This window comes from Leucobacter faecis (genome assembly GCF_054456635.2).
In genome coordinates, this window is the sequence record NZ_JBTJEP020000008.1 from 85521 (window position 1) to 104437 (window position 18917).

Sequence of the window (18917 nt, forward strand, 5' to 3'; positions counted from 1 at the left end):
ACGCGCACCCCGCCCACGCGCACCCCGCCCACGCGCACCCCGCCCACGCGCACCCCGCCCACGCGCACCCCGCCCACGCACACCCCTCCCATACGCAGGCCTACGATGCGGTCGTCATCGGGGGTGGTGTCGCCGGGCTCGTCACCGCCCGTGACTTGAGCGCGGCTGGGCTCGGTGTCTGCCTCATTGAGGCGGGCCGCACGCTGGGCGGCAGAGTGCAGCGCACGAGGCTAGCGGGGCTCCCCGTTGAGCTCGGGGCCGAGGCCTTCGCCACCCGTGACGGCTCGGTGCTGGCGCTTGCGCACGAGCTGGGTATGGGCGAGGCCGTCACGCGCCCGGCCGCGGCTTCGGCGTGGGTCGTGACCGCAGCGGCGGCGCACCCGCTGCCCGCATCGGGGGCGCTCGGCGTCCCGACGCGGCCGCTGCGCAACCGCGGTGCAATCGGCCTGCCCACCGCGCTGTGGGTCGCGACCGAGCCGTGGCGCCCGCGCACGAAGCACGCCCCGGGCGCCTCCGTCGCCGACGTCGCGCGTGCCCGCATCGGCGCGCGTGCAACGACGGCGTTCGTCGCCCCGGTCGTCGAGGGCGTCTACTCCGCGGCGCCAGAGAAGCTGCCGTTTGACGCCCAGCACGATCTCGCCCGGGCCTATGCGCGCACCGGATCCCTCGTGCGCGCCGCCCGCGAGGTGAGGCGCGCGAGCCTCGCCGCGGGTGGCGCGGTCGCAAGCTTTGTGGGCGGGCTCAGCCAGCTCGTGACGCGGCTCGAGACCGATCTGAGTGACCGCGGCGTCGCGCTGCGCACGAACAGCGAGGTGACGGGGCTCACCGCGCTGCCGCCCGCGGCCGCTGCGGCACCCGAGTACGAACCAGCTCCGGATCAGCCGAGCGCCGCCGGACCACAGCCCCGGTGGCGTGTGCAGTGGACGGGGGGCGAGTGCGTCGCACACACCGTGATCCTGGCCGTGCCGCCCGCCGTCATTGCACACCTCACGGCACACCTCACGGCACACCTCAAACCCGGCGGCGCCGACTTCACCGCCGACTTCACCGCCGAAACGTGCGTTGAAACCGTCACGCTCGTGGTCGATTCGGCGGCCCTGAACGGCACAGCCGATCGCCCCGGCCCACGCGGCACGGGCGCACTGATCCGGCAGCCGCACCCGCGCATCGCCGCGAAGGCACTCACACACGCGACAGCAAAGTGGCCGTGGCTACGCGAGATAACGCCCACCGGGCGGCACGTGCTGCGGCTGTCCTACGGATCCCGAGACGTGCCGCCTGCTACGAGCGGCCTCGACGACGAAACTGCAGCAGCGCTCGCACTGCGCGATGCCGCCGCCGTCTTGGGCGTTGAACTCGACCAGGCGCAGCTGGTGTCGCACGCTCGTGCCCGCTGGCGCATCCCCGCGAGCGCCCGGCCGTGCGCGCTACCGCCGGGGCTTCGGTGCACAGGTGAGGCCTACGCCGGCACCGGGCTCGCGAGCGTCATACCGCACGCCCGAGCCGTGGCGCGCAACGTCTCTCACGCTCACACCCACGCCCACTCGACTACACCAACCCCAACGTCCACTAAGGAGCTCCCATGACCACTCCCGCCATATCCACGGACCTGTCAGCTGGATCCACTGACGCGACCCCGGTACCGGGCGACAACAGCCCCGCCGGGTTTACGCTCTGGGCGGTGTTTCGCCGCGACCCAGCTCTCGCACGGGCTGCCGCGCAGCACGGGGCCGCCGCACGCCCAGATCGGGCAGCGCTCGCCGCCGAGCTGCAACAGGCCGTCGACCGGGTCACCGGTCCAGATGCGGATACTGCACGGCCCGGCGCCTCCGCCGACAGCGCAGGCCGTGCGCGCGTGACACTGCGGGGTTGGTACGACGTGTCGGGCCTGCGCGCCGACGCCGACCTCATGGTCTGGCTGCACGGCGATAGCGCCAAAGACTTGCAGCACGCCCTGCGTGAGCTGCGCCGCACGACAGTGATCGCCGAGCTGCTGCCCACCTGGAACGCCCTCGGCGTGCACCGTGACGCCGAGTTTAATCGCGCGCACATACCGGGGTTTTTGAGCGGTAAGGCGCCACGCGACTGGCTCGTACTGTACCCGTTTGTGCGTGATGCCGAATGGTACCTGCTGCCCGACGCGGAGCGCGGCCGCATGCTCGCAGACCACGGGCGCAAGGGCGCCGAGTTTCGCGGCGTCGTTGCCAACACCGTGTCGGCATTCGCGCTGGGCGACTACGAGTGGCTGCTGCCGATGGAGTCCGACGACCTCACCGAGCTCGTCGACCTCATGCGCACACTGCGCGCTACCGACGCCCGCAGACACATGCGCGAAGAAACCCCGTTCTTCACGGGCCGTCGCATCTCGGCCGTCGAGGTGCCGGAGGTGCTCCTGTGAACACCACATCCATGAACACCACACCCATGAACACCACACCCGCGAACGCGGCGCGCTTCGACACCGCGCCGCACCGCTACGACGCCATTGTGCTGCTGGGCTTCGGCGGGCCCGAGGGGCAGAACGACGTGATCCCGTTTCTGCGCAACGTCACCCGTGGCCGCGGAATCCCCGACGAGCGCCTCGAAGAGGTCGCACACCACTACCGACACTTTGATGGAGTGAGCCCCATCAACGAGCAGAACCGGCACCTCAAAGCCGCACTCGAAGCCGAGCTCGCCCACCGTGACATCGACCTGCCCGTGCTCTGGGGCAACCGCAACTGGGCGCCGTACCTCACTGACGTGCTGCGCGACGCGGCCGACCGCGGCTTCGAACGCGTGCTCGTGCTACCCACCAGCGCCTTCGCCTCATATTCGGGCTGCAAGCAATACCAGGAGAACATCGACGAAGCGCTCGCGCAGCTGCACGCCGAGGGGCGCACGCTGACCGCCGACAAGGTACGGCCCTACTTTGATCACCCCGGGTTTCTCGACCCGTTCATTGCCAGCACGCGCAGAGCGGTCGCCGATCTGCTGGTACGCGACCCGGCACTCGACGCCCAGCGCGACCTGCGCATCGTCTTCACGACGCACTCGGTTCCCACCTCTTACTCGGGCACGTTTGGCCCGGATCACGCGGCGCTCGCAGCAGTGCTCGCTGCCGCGCCATCCGCGCCGCCCACGTCATCCGCGCCGCCCGCAGCCGCGGGCGCATACGAGGCGCAGCACCTTGCCGCGGCGGCCCAGATCGCTCGCGAAGCGTGCCCCGGCGTCACCTGGGAGCTCGCCTACCAGTCACGCAGCGGCCCGCCGCAGCAGCCGTGGCTTGAACCCGACATTAACGACGCGATTGCTGCGCTGCCCGCTCAGGGCGTGCGCGCCGTCGTCATCGTGCCCGTCGGGTTTGTGAGCGACCATATGGAGGTGCTCTGGGACTTAGACACCGAAGCCCTCGAAACCTGCGCCGAACACGGGCTCGCCGCTGCCCGGGTGCCCACGCCCGGCGTCGCACCCGCCTACGTCTCGGGCCTCATCGACCTCGTGCTCGAGCGCCGCGACGGCACGCCACCCGAAGCGCGGGCCTCGCGCACCACGCTTGGCCCGTGGTTTGACGTGTGCGGTGAGGGCTGCTGCGAGACCCCCGCGCGGGCCGCGGCAAGCCGAGCGCGCGCTGCCGAGCACGCCAGGGTGAGCGCCTCGTGACGACCCGGGTGCCGGTCGTGCGTGGCCCGGTTGCGGCCCGCAAGAATCTGATCCGGGTGGGTACTCGTGGCAGCGAGCTGGCAGTCACCCAGACGACCGGGGTCGCCCGCCAGATCGCGGCGGCAACCGGGTGTGACGTCGCGCTCGTGATCGTGACGACGAAGGGAGACACTTCGCCCGCACCGCTCGCGCAGCTTGGCGGCACAGGCGTGTTTGTGAGCGCGCTGCGCGACGCGCTCATCGCGGGCCAGTGCGATGTAGCGGTGCACTCGCTCAAAGACCTGCCCACGGGCGAGTGCCCCGGCATCACACTCGGCGCGATTCCGGCCCGCGCCGACGCGCGCGACGCACTGTGCGCACGCGACGGGCTCACCCTCGCCGAGCTGCCCCGGGCCGCCCGTGTCGGCACCGGATCGCCGCGACGCAGCGCCCAGCTGCTGCGACGGCGGCCCGACCTCGATGTGCGTGACCTGCGCGGTAACGTCGACTCGCGGCTCGCGCGCGCGGGCCGCGACCTCGATGCGGTCGTGTTGGCGGCGGCGGGGCTGCTCCGGATCGGCCGTGACCCGGCCATCACCGAGCTTTTTGAGCTCGACGAGGCTCCCACCGCTCCCGGGCAGGGGGCGCTCGCGGTCGAAGTGCGCAGCGCGAACGAACCCGACCTTGCTGCCGCACTCGCCGCCGCGTTGACCGCTCTCGACGATGCCGAGGCGCGCGCGTGTGCGCTCGCCGAGCGCGCCGTGCTCGCGACGCTTGAGGCGGGGTGCCAGGCACCGGTGGGCGCGTGGGCGCGGTGCGACGGCGACACGCTACGCCTCACGGGCGTCGTCTACGCGGTCGACGGTAGCGAGCACGTCGAAGCGACGGCCGAGGTCTCCCGTGACAGTGACCCCTCACGCCTCGGGGCAGAGGTGGCCACACAACTGCTCGCAGCCGGCGCCGCCCGCATCGCGCCACTCACACTGCTCACACAGTCCTCCCAGTCCTCCCAGTCCTCCCAGAGTCCTACCCAGAATGGAGCGACGAGATGATCGCGCACGTACGTCCACCCAGGCTCTCCCTCGCCGGGCTACGCATCCTGATTCCCCGCGGTGGTGACCTGGGCGCCGCGCTGCACGAGAAAGTGCTTGACCGCGGGGGGAGCCCCCGTATCGCCAGGCTCCTCGAAACAGCCCCGCCGAGCGACCCGGCCGCGTTCACCACAGCGATCGAGCGCTGGAACTTGGGCGAATACGACTGGCTCGTCGTCACAAGCGCGACCACCGCTGCCGCGCTCGCGGCCGCGGGCGCGCAGCCGCATGCAAAAACGGCCGCGGTGGGTCCCGTCACGGCTGCCGCCATTCAGGCCCTCGGGTTTCGATTACACGTCATGCCGGGCCGCGACTTTTCGGGTCACGGCCTCGCGCAGTCACTGCTCGCGGCGCTCCCAGACCTCACCGTCGCTGAAAATAAGCCTGCACGTGTGCTGCTGCCCGTCTCAGAACTTGCAGACGTGACGGTCGAGCAGGCGCTTCGTGCAGCGGGTCACGTGGTGCACCGGGTCGCCGCCTACACAACTGTCACCACCCCAGAGATTGCGGGGCTGCGGGCCAGCGTGGCGGCGGGCGAGTTTGACGTGGTGCTTGCGACCAGCAGCTCAGCGGCCCGCGCGATTGCAGACCGGCTCACCCCGCTTCCTGCCACAACACGGGTCGCCGCCATCGGTGAACCCACCGCACGCACCCTTGCCAGCTGCGGGCTCGCGACCGACATCGTCGCCGAGATCTCGACCACCGACGGTCTACTCGACGCCGTCTCGATCGCGCTGATCGCCGGAGCCCGCGAAACCTACGAACACACGCGTCAAGGAGAAACCCGATGAACCAGCACACCACGCTTTCGATGCCAGCCGTCGTGGCGCCGACTGTGCGCCCCCCTCTCAGCGTGCACACCCAGCCCAGCGCGCCCACCCAGCCCAGCGCGCAAGCGCAGAGTGTGCCGGGCCCGCTGATCCGGCCTCGCAGAATGCGCCGTACGCCCGCGCTCAGGCGGCTCGCCGCCGAGACGCGCGTGCACCCGAGCGAACTGATCTTGCCGGTGTTTGTGCGCGAGGGCATCGCTGCGCCGCGACCGATCGTGGCGATGCCGGGTGTTGTGCAGCACACGCTCGATTCGGTGCGTGCCGTGGCGCATGATGCCGCCGCAGCGGGGCTCGGCGGCATCATGCTGTTTGGCGTGCCGGCCGTGCGCGATGACCGGGGGAGCGCGGCAGACGACCCCGAGGGGGTCTTAAACCGGGCGATAACGGCTGTGCGTGAGGAGACCGGCGACACGCTCGTGGTGCAGGCCGACCTGTGCCTCGACGAGTTCACCGACCACGGTCACTGCGGTGTGCTCGATGCGCGCGGCGACGTCGATAACGACGCCACGCTGGCACGCTACGTGCAAATGGCGCTCGCCCAGGCGGGCGCCGGGGCTGACGTGCTCGGACTGTCGGGCATGATGGACGGCCAGGTGGCGGCGGTGCGCGCCTCGCTCGATCGGGCCGGGCACACGGACACTGCAATTCTCGCGTACTCAGCGAAGTATGCGTCGGCGTTCTATGGCCCGTTTCGCGAGGCCGTCGACTCGCAGCTCAGCGGTAACCGCCGCGGGTACCAGCAAGACCCAGCGAATAGGCGCGAGGGAGTGCGCGAAGCTGCGCTCGACGTGGCCGAAGGCGCCGACATTGTGATGGTGAAACCCGCGTCGAGCTACCTCGATGTGCTCGCAGAAGTGGCGGCAGCAAGCCCCGTTCCCACCTGGGCGTACCAGGTGTCGGGGGAGGCGGCGATGATTGAGGCCGCCGCGGCACACGGGTGGATCGACCGCCGAGCCGCCATCGAAGAATCGATTGTGAGTATTCGTCGGGCGGGCGCCGAAGCGGTGCTCAGCTACTTTGCGATCGAGCTCGCGGGGTGGCTGCGATGAGCGGGGTTGCCTCGATCGGGGGTGCTTTGGGCGGTGCTGCTTTGGGCGGTGCTGCTTTGGGCGGTGTTGCGCCCGCGAGTGCAGCATTTGCGGCGCGTGCACGTCGCACGATCGTGGGCGGGGTGAACTCGCCCGTGCGTGACTTCTCATCGGTCGGCGGCACACCGAGGTTTTTTGTGTGCGGGCAGGGCGCTTGGCTCACCTGCGCCGACGGTCGTGACTACGTCGACCTGGTCGCTGCGTGGGGCCCGGCATTACTCGGGCACGCCCACCCCGGGGTGGTCGAAGCAGTGCAGCGGGCCGCCGCCGCGGGGCTCGGTTTTGGTGCCTCGCACCCCGACGAGGCAGAACTCGCCGAGCTGATCACGCTGCGCGTGCCCCACGCCGAGCGGCTGCGCTTTGTGTCGACGGGCACTGAAGCGACGATGACGGCGGTGCGCATAGCGCGGGCGGCCACGAACCGGCCACTTATCGTCAAGTTCGCGGGGCACTACCACGGGCACTCCGACGGGCTGCTGGCGGCCGCCGGCTCGGGGCTTGCAACGCTGGGCCTGCCCGCATCTGCCGGGGTCACCGCAGTAACGGCCGCGCAAACGATTGTGCTGCCCTACAACAACGTGGCAGCGCTCGAAGCCGCATTTGCCGCCCACCCGGGGGAGATTGCGGCGGTCATCACCGAGGCGGCTGCCTGCAATATGGGGGTCGTGCCGCCGGTGCCGGGGTTCACCGCGGCGCTCACCGCGGCCGCGCACCGCGACGGTGCCCTCGTGATCAGCGACGAGGTACTCACCGGCTTTCGGGCTGGCCCCGAGGGGTTCTGGGGCGTTGAATACGCCGAGGGCCGGGTGCCCGTCGCACCAGATCTCGTGACGTTTGGCAAAGTCACGGGCGGCGGGCTGCCGCTCGCCGCGGTGGGTGGGCGCACTGAACTCATGCAGCTGCTGGCGCCCGTGGGGCCCGTCTACCAGGGCGGTACGCTCTCGGGAAACCCGGTCGCAGTGGCGGCCGGAATCGCGACGCTGCGCGGTGCCGACACCGACGCATACATGCGGCTTAGTCGAGCCGCCCAACAGGTGGCAGAGCTCGTTGCGGGGGCGCTCACCGACGCCGGCGTGCCGCATCGCATTCAGCGTGCCGGCACACTGTTTAGTGTCTTCTTCGCCGATGCAGACGCACCGATCGTTGACTACGACGGCGCGACATCACACAACGGTGCGCGGTACCGCGCATTCTTCAACGCGATGCTCGACGGCGGTGTGTCACTGCCACCGAGCCCGTATGAGGCGTGGTTTGTGACGGCCGCGCACAATGACGTGGCCATTGCGCGCATCGCAGATGCGCTGCCCGCCGCGGCGCGAGCCGCGCGGGAGGCCTAGCCCGCCGCGGCCGTGATCCGGCCCCGCCGCACATCGCGCCAAACACAAATCGAGCTAGAAACACAAATCGAGCTTCACGCACAAGAATTCTGGGAATTCTTGTGCGTGAAGCTCGAAAGTGTGCGTGAAGCTCGATGCTCGAGCTGGCTAAGCGCGCGCCGTGCAGCGAGAGCGTTAGACGCGCGCCGCGATCGTCTCGATGGCTGCTTCGAAGAAGCGCAGCCCATCGAGGCCCGAGCGCATAGCCTCGGGGGTGTCGGGGCCAAAGCCCGCCTCAACCGCGTGCTCGGGGTGCGGCATGAGACCGACCACGTTGCCGCGCGCGTTGGAGAGACCCGCGATGTCGTTCACCGAACCGTTGGGGTTGACTCCGGCATAACGGAAAGCGATGAGCCCGTCACCCTCGAGCTGCTTGAGCGTCTCATCGTTCGCGATGTAGCCGCCGTCACCGTTCTTCAGCGGAATCACGATCTCTTCATCCTTGGCGAAGCGGTGAGTCCACGCGGTGTCGGCGTTCTCGACGATCAGCTTCTGGTCGCGACGCACAAACTGCTGGTTTGCGTTGCGAATCAGGCCGCCGGGCAGCAGATGCGACTCGACGAGCACCTGAAAGCCGTTGCAAATGCCCAGCACAGGCATGCCCTTGTTCGCAGCGTCGATGACCTCGGTCATGATCGGCGAAATGGCGGCGATTGCGCCGGGGCGCAGGTAGTCGCCGTAGCTGAAGCCGCCGGGCAGCACGATCGCGTCGACGCCCTGCAGGTCGTGGTCGGCGTGCCACAGCGCTACCGGCTCGGCGCCAGCGATGCGAATCGCGCGCTGCGCGTCGCGATCATCGAGCGATCCAGGAAAGGTGACAACACCAATACGGGTCGCCATTATGCGGCCTCGTTCGCGGGCTCACCGTCGACGCTGATCGCGACGACATCCTCGATCACCGAGTTCGACAGGGTGTCTTCGGCGACCTTGCGCACCTCGGCGAGCACCTCTGCGGTGACGTCGCCCTCTACGGTGAGCTCAAAGCGCTTACCAACGCGCACGTTCTGGAACTTGCCGTGACCGAGGCGGTCAAGAGCACCAGTGATGGCCTTGCCCTGGGGATCAAGCAGTTCGGACTTGGGCATGACATCAACGACAATCGTGGGCACCCGGGATCTCCGTTTCTAGAGGTAAAGCTTGGTTCAATTCTCGCACACTGGCGGCGCTGCAAGCGCCCCTGTGCTCGGCAGTACGCGCAGCTGGGTTGCTGCGCTGGCTGCTTGGGTGGTTAGGCCGTTCCTTGATCCGGATCAGCCTGCCCCGAGAGCAGCTCGAGCAGTTGGCGGTACTGCCCCAGCGTGCGATCGACGATCTCCTGCGGCAGCACGGGCGGGGTGCCCTGCTTGTCCCAGTTGGTGCTGAGCCAGTTGCGCACGATCTGCTTGTCGAACGACGCGAGGCGCTCTGCGCGGGGAAGATGTTTGTTTGCGTACTTGGCGGCGTCCCAGTAGCGTGACGAGTCACTCGTGAGCACCTCGTCGGCGAGCACGAGCTCACCGGTTTTGGGGTCGCGACCAAACTCGAACTTCGTGTCAGCGAGTACGACTCCGCTTTGTGCTGCGAGGTCGCGGGCCTTGGTGAAGATGTCAATCGACGCGTCACGCAGCTGGCTCGCGAGTTCGGCGCCTACGAGCTCGACGCTCTTTTCGTAGGTGATGTTCTCGTCGTGCTCGCCGAGGGGCGCCTTGTACGCGGGCGTGTAGATCGGGGGGTCGAGCAGGTCGCCGTCTTGCATGCCGGCGGGCAGCTCAATGCCGCAGACCGAACCGAGGCGCTGGTACTCGGCAAAACCCGAGCCGGTCAGCGCGCCGCGTACAACGCACTCGATCGGGTACATCTCGAGCTTGCGGGTGAGCATCGCGCGCGCGGCGACATCTGCGGGAATCTCGGGCAGGTCGGGTGTGTGAGGCACCAGGTGGTTGGGCATGTCGATGCGCTCAAACCACCAGTTTGAGAGCTCAGTGAGCACCGCGCCCTTGCCCTCGATGGGCGGCTCGAGCACAAAATCGAACGCGCTGATGCGGTTGCTGGCCACCACCAGCAAATAGCCGTCGGGGCCGCTCTCGGGCACGTACAGGTCGCGTACCTTGCCCGAGTAAATGTGGGTCCATCCGGGCAGAGTTGTTGGAGTGGGAAGCTTCGTCACCCGTCCATTCTCGCACTCGTTTGCATGCCGCGCGCCGCCTGGGGTGACTTTAGGGGCCATGGACTAAAGTTCTGTTATTAGGAACACCGCGGGCGCGGGCCCGTGGCGTTTGACGAAGGAGCACTATGATTCCGCTGGGTCCAGTCGTTGCGAGAAGCCGTACCAAAGCCTCACGGGCGTCTGTCTGGGCGCATTTGACCGACCCTGTGCTGCGGTCGCAGTGGTGGCAGACGCTCGAGCTTGAGCCGGGTATCGGCGGAGCGGTGCGCCAGGCGGGCCGCGTTGTAGACGGTGCCGGTGCTGGTGGTGCTGCTGGTGCTGCTGGTGCTGCTGTTGACTCGGGCGCCAACGCCGTGTCACAGTCGGCGCAGTTACAGTCGGCGCAGTTACAGTCGGCGCAGTTACAGTCGGCGCGCGAACTCGCGGGCACAGTTGACGTGTGGGTGAACGGTCACGCTCTCGGTTTCACCTGGAACGTGCCCGGTGAGGAGCGTGGCTCGGCCGTGCTCATCACGCTGCGCTCGCAGGGGCACCACACAGGGGTAACGGTCACCGAGACAGGCTTCGACGCGCTGCCGGGCGGCGCGGTGCGCGCTGACGCGGCCGGCCGTGACTGGAACAGGTTCGTGACGGCGCTAGCAGAGGCAAGTCTCGATGAAGCCGCTGCCGCTGCCGCCGCTGCCGCTGCCGCCGCTGCCGCTGGCGCCGCTACCGCCGCTACCGCTGCTACCGCCGCTGCTACCGCCGCTGCTACCGCCGCTGCTACCGCCGCTGCTACCGCCGCTGCTACCGCCGCTGCTACCGCCGAGCCTGCTGTCGCGAGCGGCATCGCGACTGATGCGGCAAGCGCTGCCGACCTCGAGCGGGCTCCGCTTACGGTCGAGGGTGAACTCACTCACGAAGCAGAACTTGCGCCGATCGAGGTAGACGCAGAACCGAGCGTAGGTGATCGTCTCGAGCTGGTGACCGGCCCGATCGAGTTGCCACAGGGCGGGGAGTCGCTCGAGGGCGAAGCGTCAGTAGTTGAGGAGCAGTCGATCGCGGAGGAGCCTTCGAGCGCGGAGGAGGCATCGAACGCTGACGAGTTCTCGATCTCTGAAGAGTTTTCGGCGACTGACGTGTCATCGGTGTCTGACGGCCGGACGGCGATCGAAGAGCCAGAACGCCAGGGTGATCAGAGCGACCAGAGTGCCGCTGACGCGCTTATGTTTCACGCTGCACGAAGGCGCGAGGTCATAGATCGCGATTTGATGGACCGCGAGTTTGGCGACTCTGACGAGGTCGAGCTTGACCCTAACCTCGTGCCGCTCGTGTTGCCCGGCCCCCCAGTCGAAGCCGCGTCGGGTGACGGCGCAGGTGCGGGCGGCGCCGGTGTGGGCGGCGCCGGTGCGGGTGATGCCGGTGTGAGTGATGCCGGTGCGGGCGGCGCCGGTGTGGGCGGCGCCGGTGTGGGTGGCGCCGGTGTGAGTGATGCCGGTGCGAGCAGCGCCGACGTGAGTGATGACACGGTGGCGCTGCCGCGCATCGAATTTGTGCCCGCCGTCAACGCCAAGAACGGTCGCGCCGAAGCCGAAGCCGAAGCCGAAGCCGAAGCCGAAGCCGAAGCCGAAGCCGAAGCTGCAGCTGCAGCCGAAGCCGCAGCCGCAACCGCAGCCGACAGCGACAGCGGTAACGGCAACGGCAGCGGCAGCGATAGTGACAGAGATAGTGACAGCGACGACGAGCCAGAAGAGCCAGACTTCGATTCGTTGCTGCGCGGACTATAGCGCCAGCACGCTGGCGAGGCAGCACACTGTCGAACCAGCAACATTAAGCTCGCGGCCGCGCCGCGCTCGCACCCCTGCCACAGCTGAGGCAACGTGCCCTATCAAACGGACATCTCTGCAGCAGATTCGCTCTTTCACCCACTGAAGTGTATGAGTTCGAGTGAAGCGTACGGGATCGCGGCACCGCGAGGCCACGAACTCATACATCTGACTCGAACTCATACACTTCAGTGGACAGCGCCGAGCAGGCTCACAGGGCCAGCTTGAGTCAGGTGAGAGCCAAACAGCATCGAAGTGACGAGACGGCATCGAAAACACGTGTTTTCGATGCCGTCTCGTCACTTCGACGCCGACTCGCCACCTTGTGTGGGGAGTTACCGTAAAACGGGGTACCCGCTGGCCTGGCTGGGCGACACTCGCGACTTCGCGCGGGGAGGTACCTGTCAGCCCGCGCTAGTGTGCTACGCGGGCGGCGATGTCGGTGCGGTGCTGGGACCCCTCGAGTGAGATCTCGCCGACCGCCTCGTAGGCGCGGGCGCGCGCCTCAGCAAAGTCGGCGCCGCGTGCAACGACACCCAGTACGCGGCCGCCGGTCGACACCCACGAACCATCGTCGCCGCGCTCGGTCGCAGCGTGCACGACGTGCACACCGGCCACCGCCTCGGCGGCAGCAAGCCCCGTAATCTCGCGGCCGGTAACGGCGGTCTCGGGGTAGCCCTCGCTCGCGACCACAACGATCACTGCGGGGTCGGGCGAGAAGGTCGGCGCGGGCAGAGCAGCCAGGCGCCCCTCGGCCGTCGCGAGCAGGTACTCGCTCAGCGGCGACTCCATGCGTGCAAGCACGACCTGGGTCTCAGGGTCACCAAAACGAGCATTGAACTCGATGACACGCACGCCCTTCGACGTGACGATCAGGCCGCAGTACAGCAGCCCGACAAACGGTGTGCCCTCGGCTTCGAGCTGTCGCACGGTAGGAATTGCGACGTCGCGGGTGATCTCTTCGACAAAGCCATCTGCGACCCAGGGCAGCGGCGAGTAGGCGCCCATACCGCCCGTGTTGGGGCCCTCATCACCGTCAAAGATGCGCTTGTAGTCCTGCGCGGGCGACAGCGGCAGCACGTCGTGACCGTCGGCCAAGAAGAACAGCGACACCTCTTGCCCGTCCAAGAACTCCTCGACGAGCACGTCACCCTTCGGTGCCCAAGTGGCAACATGCTCGAGCGCAGCGTCGCGGTCGCTCGTCACGAGCACCCCCTTACCTGCGGCGAGACCGTCAGCCTTCACCACGTAGGGCGCGCCAAACTCATCGAGCACCGCGGCAGCATCGTCGACCGAGGTCACCTGCACGGCGCGCCCGGTCGGCACGCCCGCCTCATCCATGATGCGCTTGGCGAATGCTTTCGAACCCTCGAGAGCGGCGGCGGCCTGATCCGGACCAAACACCGCGATGCCCGCGGCCCGCAGCGGATCGGCCACACCGGCGACCAGCGGCGCCTCGGGGCCGATGATCACGAGATCGAACCCGCGCTCAGTCACGAAGGGCGTGACCGCGGCCGGGCTCGTGTACTCGAGCTCAGCGACCTCGACACCGCTCGCGGCGACGCCCGCGTTTCCGGGTGCGCAAACGATCTCATGGTCGGCAGATTCAGCGAGGAGGGCAAGGACGATGGCGTGTTCGCGGGCACCCGGCCCCAAGACGAGGATTTTCACGGTGCCCAGCTTATCCTGGGGGCGTGGCACGACGAAGAATTTCAGACGAAGATGGGCTCGCGGCGCTCGCAATCGTGCGGGCTGCGGGCAGCGCAAGCTCGGCAACCGGTGCTGTCGGAGCAGGCAGCGCCGGTGGGGCGCCGCGGGCCACGGTAGCGACCGCGGTGCGATATCTGCTCGAGGAGCTCGCGGCGATCGCGCCGGGAAACACGGTTGAGGTGCGCGTGCCGCCGTTCGGCGCGACCCAGTGTGTCGAAGGTCCCAGGCACACCCGCGGCACACCGCCGAATGTGATCGAGATGAGCCCAGACACCTGGCTGGGGCTCGCAACCGGCTCACTCAGCTGGGACGACGCCGTGAGCGCGGCTCGCGTCGTGGCGTCCGGATCGCGCGCCACCCTCGAAGGGCTTCTGCCCGTCATGCGCGCCCGAGATTAGGGTCTGGGGCTTGAGGGCGTGGGCGGTTTAGCCGCAGCGCTTGTGTAGGAGATTAGCGCTCCTGCAGGAGATCAGCGCTCCTGCAGGATCGAATCGCGAAACGAGTCCTGCATGAGTGCTGATCTCCTGCATGAGTGCAAACGCTCGGACGCTGAAACCCGCCAGATGCACAGGCAGAGCCTGCGAGAATGGAGACCATGAACACCTCAGAGCCCGTGGCCGACGCGCCGCGCGACGAGAACGGCAACCCGGTTGAAACTGACGCTGCGGTGACGGGGCACCCTGATCCGGCAGTAGATACTGCCGCCGAGGGCGTTACGACTGAGGATGCTGCCGAGGGTGAGGAGCACGCCGAAGCGCCGCACGAGCCGATCGTGCACCAGGTCGAACGCGAGGTGACGCTCGTGCGCGGGGTGCGATACGGCCGTATTGTTGTGACGCTCGGCATCGTGGGTGCGATCGTCGCCATGATGGTGAGCGCGTTGATGCCCGTCGCACCCGACGCGAACTACACGCTTGGCCAGGCAGTAGGGTTTATGGCGCTCATCGGCGGCGTGATCGGCCTGGGCGTGGGGGGCCTCCTCGGCGTAGTGCTGGGATTCGTTGCAAAGCGCCGTACTGGCAGTGGTGTGGCGATCCAGACTGACGTGCGATAATCGCGTTACCTACGTTGAGCGGAGCCCACTGATGCTTGGAAACCTGACCGGAATGCACTTGTTTGCCATTCTGTTTGTCGTGCTGTTGATGTTCGGGGCTCCCAAGCTGCCGGGGCTCGCGAAAAGCCTGGGCCAGTCAATGCGCATTCTGAAGAAAGAAGTGAGCGGCGACACCGACGAGACGAAACCCGCCTCGCACGACGCAACGCCCCAGAGCTAAGCCAGCCTGTCATACTGGCCAGACTGAGTTACTGGCCTGACGCCTACGATCGGAGTTCACCCGAATGATCGGAAATCTTTCCGGCCCCACGATGTTTGTCATCCTCTTCATCGTTCTGCTGTTGTTCGGCGCTCCCAAGCTGCCCGGGCTTGCGAAGAGCCTCGGCCAGTCGATGAAGATTCTCAAGAAGGAGGTGCGCGGCGACGACGCTGGAGCAACCACTTCGAATGCGTCTGATGCGCAGGCCACGGGGCCCGCGACGACCACTGCGACCGCGCCTGCTGCTGAGGCCGCGCCTGCTCAGCCTGCTGCGGCAGAGCCCGCTGAGCCTTCTACGCCAAAGGCGCCCGACGCCGACGACAAGAAGGCCTAGCTCGCACGAGCTGCAATAAGAAACCCTCGGCGCCCGGCGCCGAGGGTTTCTTATTTGTGCTGGGGACTAGCTGACCTGCGTTGCCTCAACCCAGGCGAGGTACTCGGCGTCGATGCTGCCGGTGACGTATTCACCCGTGAAGCAGCTCTCCTCGAGCTTTGTTACGGCCTCCTGGCCGGAAAGAATTGCGCGGTTCATGCCTTCGACCGTCTGGTAGAGCAGTCGATCGCTGCCCATGGCTGCGTTTATCTCGTCGTTGCTGCGGTTATGCGCAATCAGCTCGGCGCGGGTGGGCATGTTGATGCCGTACACGTGCGGGTAGAGCACGGGCGGGGCAGCCGACGCAAAGGTGACGCTGTTAGCGCCCGCGGCGCGCGCCATCTCGATGATTTCCTTCGACGTGGTGCCGCGCACGATTGAGTCGTCAACGAGCATCACGTTCTTGCCCTTAAACTCGACACCCAGTGTGTTGAGCTTCTGGCGTACGCTGCGCTTGCGTACGGCCTGGCCGGGCATGATGAAGGTGCGGCCGACGTAGTGGTTCTTGAAGAAGCCCTCGCGGTAGTCAATGCCTAGCTTGTGGGCGAGCTGCATGGCGCTCGGCCTACCCGACTCGGGAATAGGCATGACCACGTCAATATCGCCCATGGGGATCTCGCGCGCAACCTGCTCTGCGAGGGTTTCGCCCAGGCGCAGCCGGCTGTCGTACACCGAAATACCGCTGAGCACCGAGTCGGGGCGAGCGAGGTAGATGTATTCGAACGCACACGGAATCAGCTGCGGGTTCTCAGCGCACTGCCGCGATGCCATCGTGCCGTCTTGCGAGATGAAAATCGCCTCGCCTGGGGCGACGTCGCGTACTACCTCGTAGCCACCCGATTCGAGTACGAGCGACTCTGAGGCGACGATCCACTCGTCTTTGCCGTTCGCTGAGTCGCGGCGGCCCAATACGAGCGGGCGAATGCCAAACGGGTCGCGAAACGCGAGTAGGCCGTACCCCGCGATCATCGCGATCGACGCGTAAGAACCTTCAACGCGCTTGTGCAGGCGCGACACAGCCGAGAACACCTGCTCTTCATCAAGCTGCGGCCCGGTCATGCCGTCCTGCAGCTCGTGCGCGAGCACGTTGAGCAGCAGTTCGGTGTCAGAGTGCGTGTTGAGATGGCGGCGGTCGACGTTGTAGAGCTCTGCCGTGAGCTCACGCGTGTTCGTGAGGTTGCCGTTGTGCACCAGGATGATGCCGTACGGCGCGCCCACGTAAAACGGTTGGGCTTCTTCTTCGCGTTCTGCGTCGCCGCGAGTGGCGTAGCGCACGTGGCCGAGACCAACCGATCCGGTGAGGCTGCGCATATCGCGGGTGCGGTACGCCTCGCGCACCTGGCCCTTCGCCTTCACCATGTGAAAGAAGTCACCGTCGAGTGTGGCGATGCCTGTGGAGTCTTGACCCCGGTGTTGCAGAAGCAGCAGGCTGTCGTAGACCTGCTGGTTGACGTGCTCAGTGGAAACGATGCCGACGATGCCGCACATGCTGTGGTGTTTGCTCCCTGCGAGATGGGTGATGCGGCAAGTTTGCGCGCAGGTTCTAGTTTCGCACACGTAACCATGACGTGAACACTCACAGGGGCACGCACTCGGCGTACGGGCAGGGTATCCTTGACGGGTGACCGAAAACACGTCGATTTATGCCCAATCCGGAGTGGACACCCAGGCGGGTGACCTCGCCGTCGAGCTCATGAAGTCGGCCGTGGCGCGCACGCACGGCCCCGAGGTGCTGGGGGGTGTCGGTGGCTTTGCAGGCATGTTCGACGCGTCCGCGCTCCTTGGCTACAAGCGTCCGCTGCTGGCCAGCTCCACCGACGGCGTCGGGACCAAGGTGGCGATCGCGCAGGCGATCGACAAGCACGACACGATCGGCCAAGACCTTGTGGCCATGGTCGTCGATGACATCGTCGTGGTGGGCGCGAAACCGCTATTCATGACCGACTACATCGCGTGCGGCAAGGTAGTGCCGCAGCGCATCGCCGATATCGTGCGCGGTATTGCTGAGGCGTGCGAGGCTACGGGCACCGCGCTCACGGGCGGCGAGACCGCCGAGCACCCCGGACTTCTCGGCGTCGACGACTACGACGTGGCGGGCGCCGCGACGGGCGTGGTCGAGGCCGACAAGATGCTGCACCCCGGCCGGGTGCAGGACGGCGATGTGGTGCTCGCGATGGGTGCGTCGGGCCTGCACTCGAACGGCTACTCGCTCGTGCGCCACATCCTCTCGCAGAAGGGCATCGGCTACGAGCAGCACTCGAACGAGCTCGGCGCGACCTACGGCGAGGCGCTTCTTACTCCGACAGCGCTGTACACGAGCCCGCTGCTGCGCGTGCTCGAGGATCCCGCGCTCGACGGCGCGATTCACGCCCTCAGCCACGTCACCGGCGGTGGCATCGCTGCGAACCTGGCCCGCGTGCTGCCGCAGGGCGCCTGGGTCGAGGTCGAGCGCGCGAGCTGGTCGCCGCTGCCCGTGTTCCGCCACCTGGCTGAGCTGGGCGGGCACTCGCTCGAGTCGCTCGAGGGTGCCTGGAACCTCGGAGTCGGCATGTTCGCCGTCGTCGACGGCGCGAAGGCGCAGCACGTCGCCGCGGCGCTGACCGCCGAGGGGCTCGACACCTGGGTCGCCGGTCAGATCTCGACCTCTGAGCGCGACTTCACCGGCTTCGAGCAGGGTGCCAAGGGCGTCGACGGAGGCGCAGTGCGTCTCGTCGGCTCCTACGCTGCCTAGCTCGCTCGGCAGTAATTCAAGAGATCCGGATCCCTGGCGCACGCCCGGGGCCCGGATCTTTTGTATCTGGGGTATGTCGTTCGTTACCAAAATATGCGCGACTATTTCCGTTTAACCCGGGGTCAGAAGCGGAAGTAGTCGCGCATATTTTCGGCGCGCAGGGGCCAGAGTGCGACCGCGAAGCTAACCCTCGTGGATGACTGCGAAGAGGGCCGGCAGTTTGAGGCCGGGCCACGTGCCGCGCAGCACCCAGCCGTAGGGGGACTCGGGGGTCGCGCTGCCGAGTTCGCGCAGCACCTCAAGTCTGCCCGCATTGGGAAGCGCTGAGCCGAGTGTCGAACCGGCAGACCCCGAGCCCCACACCTTAGTCACTGTTTCACGGGGCGATGCTTCGGCCTCGGGGGAGTCGGTGACGAACTCCTGCGCTTCGCGCCCGCCGCCCGTGATCGTGTCGGTCAGCACCGCTGCGTAGACGGGGTCGGCCGTGGCATCGTAGAACCAGCGGGTGCCGAGCACGCCGTGCTGGACGGTACCGAGCAGTGCCGCCTCGGCACCCGCCAGCGGTGCTCCACGGTAAGTGAGCGGCACGTGATAGACGGTGTCATCGCCTGCCCGCAGCAGGTGCCCCTCTATGCCAACCTCACCCTCGGGGTCGTCGAAGCGATAAGCGCCGACGGCCTCGATAAGTGAAACGTCACCGTGAAACCAGTCTTGGTCAGGCAGCCAACCCGCGATGAGTTCGAGCTTTGAGGGGCGCAAGGTCGTGGAATAGATCAGAGCCATACGGCGATCCTACGGCCCATCAGCGTAACGCTCGCCGGGTGAGCGCTGAT

General features: G+C 67.4%; 19 protein-coding genes. 13 read left to right on the forward strand and 6 right to left on the reverse strand.

Features of this window, described 5'->3' with window-relative positions:
• The 7 genes from ACXR2T_RS08340 to ACXR2T_RS08370 all read left to right on the forward strand — a co-directional run.
• Nucleotides 1–1586 (forward strand): protoporphyrinogen/coproporphyrinogen oxidase (locus tag ACXR2T_RS08340; RefSeq protein ID WP_489945509.1); only part of this gene is annotated, 1586 nt, incomplete at its 5' end.
• Nucleotides 1583–2398, forward strand: coding sequence for a hydrogen peroxide-dependent heme synthase (hemQ, locus tag ACXR2T_RS08345; RefSeq protein ID WP_458838365.1), 816 nt, complete (start codon nt 1583–1585; stop codon nt 2396–2398). The genes ACXR2T_RS08340 and hemQ, both read left to right, overlap by 4 nt.
• A 26-nt stretch (nt 2399–2424) precedes the next feature.
• Entirely contained in the window at nt 2425–3642 is a 1218-nt protein-coding gene (locus ACXR2T_RS08350; RefSeq protein WP_458838366.1) for a ferrochelatase, read from the forward strand.
• A complete protein-coding gene (hemC, locus tag ACXR2T_RS08355; protein ID WP_458838367.1) occupies nt 3639–4673 on the forward strand; it encodes a hydroxymethylbilane synthase in 1035 nt (344 codons plus the stop codon). Before ACXR2T_RS08350 ends, hemC begins: the two co-directional genes overlap by 4 nt.
• The gene (locus tag ACXR2T_RS08360) at nt 4670–5503 is read left to right on the forward strand and encodes a uroporphyrinogen-III synthase (protein ID WP_458838368.1); all 834 of its coding nucleotides are present in this window, start codon (nt 4670–4672) and stop codon (nt 5501–5503) included. The genes hemC and ACXR2T_RS08360 overlap by 4 nt, the downstream gene beginning before the upstream one ends.
• 143 nt (nt 5504–5646) lie before the next feature.
• Nucleotides 5647–6591 carry a porphobilinogen synthase gene (gene hemB / locus ACXR2T_RS08365; RefSeq protein WP_458812209.1) on the forward strand — a complete coding sequence of 315 codons (945 nt, stop codon included), beginning with the start codon at nt 5647–5649 and terminating at the stop codon, nt 6589–6591.
• Nucleotides 6588–7967, forward strand: coding sequence for an aspartate aminotransferase family protein (locus ACXR2T_RS08370; RefSeq protein ID WP_458838369.1), 1380 nt, complete (start codon nt 6588–6590; stop codon nt 7965–7967). Before hemB ends, ACXR2T_RS08370 begins: the two co-directional genes overlap by 4 nt.
• A 174-nt stretch (nt 7968–8141) precedes the next feature.
• Here ACXR2T_RS08370 and purQ read toward each other — a convergent pair whose 3' ends face one another.
• The 3 genes from purQ to ACXR2T_RS08385 form a co-directional block, all read right to left on the reverse strand.
• Nucleotides 8142–8846 carry a phosphoribosylformylglycinamidine synthase subunit PurQ gene (purQ, locus tag ACXR2T_RS08375; protein ID WP_458812091.1) on the reverse strand — a complete coding sequence of 235 codons (705 nt, stop codon included), beginning with the start codon at nt 8844–8846 and terminating at the stop codon, nt 8142–8144.
• The gene (gene purS, locus ACXR2T_RS08380) at nt 8846–9115 is read right to left on the reverse strand and encodes a phosphoribosylformylglycinamidine synthase subunit PurS (protein ID WP_458812088.1); all 270 of its coding nucleotides are present in this window, start codon (nt 9113–9115) and stop codon (nt 8846–8848) included. Before purS ends, purQ begins: the two co-directional genes overlap by 1 nt.
• A gap of 119 nt (nt 9116–9234) precedes the next feature.
• Complete coding sequence (locus tag ACXR2T_RS08385) at nt 9235–10152, reverse strand: phosphoribosylaminoimidazolesuccinocarboxamide synthase (protein ID WP_458838370.1); 918 nt, start codon at nt 10150–10152, stop codon at nt 9235–9237.
• Between the two features lie 194 nt (nt 10153–10346).
• Between ACXR2T_RS08385 and ACXR2T_RS08390 the strand changes: the two genes are divergently transcribed.
• Entirely contained in the window at nt 10347–11918 is a 1572-nt protein-coding gene (locus tag ACXR2T_RS08390) for an SRPBCC family protein (protein ID WP_489945510.1), read from the forward strand.
• A gap of 453 nt (nt 11919–12371) precedes the next feature.
• Here the strand turns inward: ACXR2T_RS08390 and purD are convergent, their stop codons facing one another.
• A complete protein-coding gene (purD, locus tag ACXR2T_RS08395; protein ID WP_458838372.1) occupies nt 12372–13628 on the reverse strand; it encodes a phosphoribosylamine--glycine ligase in 1257 nt (418 codons plus the stop codon).
• Nucleotides 13629–13651: 23 nt separating this feature from the next.
• On the opposite strand from purD, the gene ACXR2T_RS08400 reads away from it, so the two are divergent.
• The 4 genes from ACXR2T_RS08400 to ACXR2T_RS08415 all read left to right on the forward strand — a co-directional run bounded on the left by ACXR2T_RS08400 (nt 13652) and on the right by ACXR2T_RS08415 (nt 15314).
• Entirely contained in the window at nt 13652–14065 is a 414-nt protein-coding gene (locus ACXR2T_RS08400) for a sterol carrier family protein (RefSeq protein ID WP_458838373.1), read from the forward strand.
• Nucleotides 14066–14262: 197 nt separating this feature from the next.
• On the forward strand, nt 14263–14721 hold the full coding sequence (locus ACXR2T_RS08405) for a hypothetical protein (protein ID WP_458838374.1): 459 nt from the start codon (nt 14263–14265) through the stop codon (nt 14719–14721).
• Between the two features lie 52 nt (nt 14722–14773).
• A complete protein-coding gene (locus ACXR2T_RS08410; RefSeq protein WP_458812070.1) occupies nt 14774–14941 on the forward strand; it encodes a twin-arginine translocase TatA/TatE family subunit in 168 nt (55 codons plus the stop codon).
• Between the two features lie 64 nt (nt 14942–15005).
• A complete protein-coding gene (locus ACXR2T_RS08415) occupies nt 15006–15314 on the forward strand; it encodes a twin-arginine translocase TatA/TatE family subunit (RefSeq protein ID WP_458838375.1) in 309 nt (102 codons plus the stop codon).
• 66 nt (nt 15315–15380) lie between these two features.
• Here ACXR2T_RS08415 and purF read toward each other — a convergent pair whose 3' ends face one another.
• A complete protein-coding gene (gene purF, locus ACXR2T_RS08420; protein WP_458812064.1) occupies nt 15381–16841 on the reverse strand; it encodes an amidophosphoribosyltransferase in 1461 nt (486 codons plus the stop codon).
• Between the two features lie 133 nt (nt 16842–16974).
• Here purF and purM point away from each other — a divergent pair, with 133 nt between their 5' ends.
• The gene (gene purM / locus ACXR2T_RS08425; RefSeq protein WP_458812061.1) at nt 16975–18084 is read left to right on the forward strand and encodes a phosphoribosylformylglycinamidine cyclo-ligase; all 1110 of its coding nucleotides are present in this window, start codon (nt 16975–16977) and stop codon (nt 18082–18084) included.
• 183 nt (nt 18085–18267) lie between these two features.
• Here the strand turns inward: purM and ACXR2T_RS08430 are convergent, their stop codons facing one another.
• A complete protein-coding gene (locus tag ACXR2T_RS08430; RefSeq protein ID WP_458838376.1) occupies nt 18268–18867 on the reverse strand; it encodes a CG0192-related protein in 600 nt (199 codons plus the stop codon).
• Between the last annotated feature and the right edge of the window lie 50 nt (nt 18868–18917).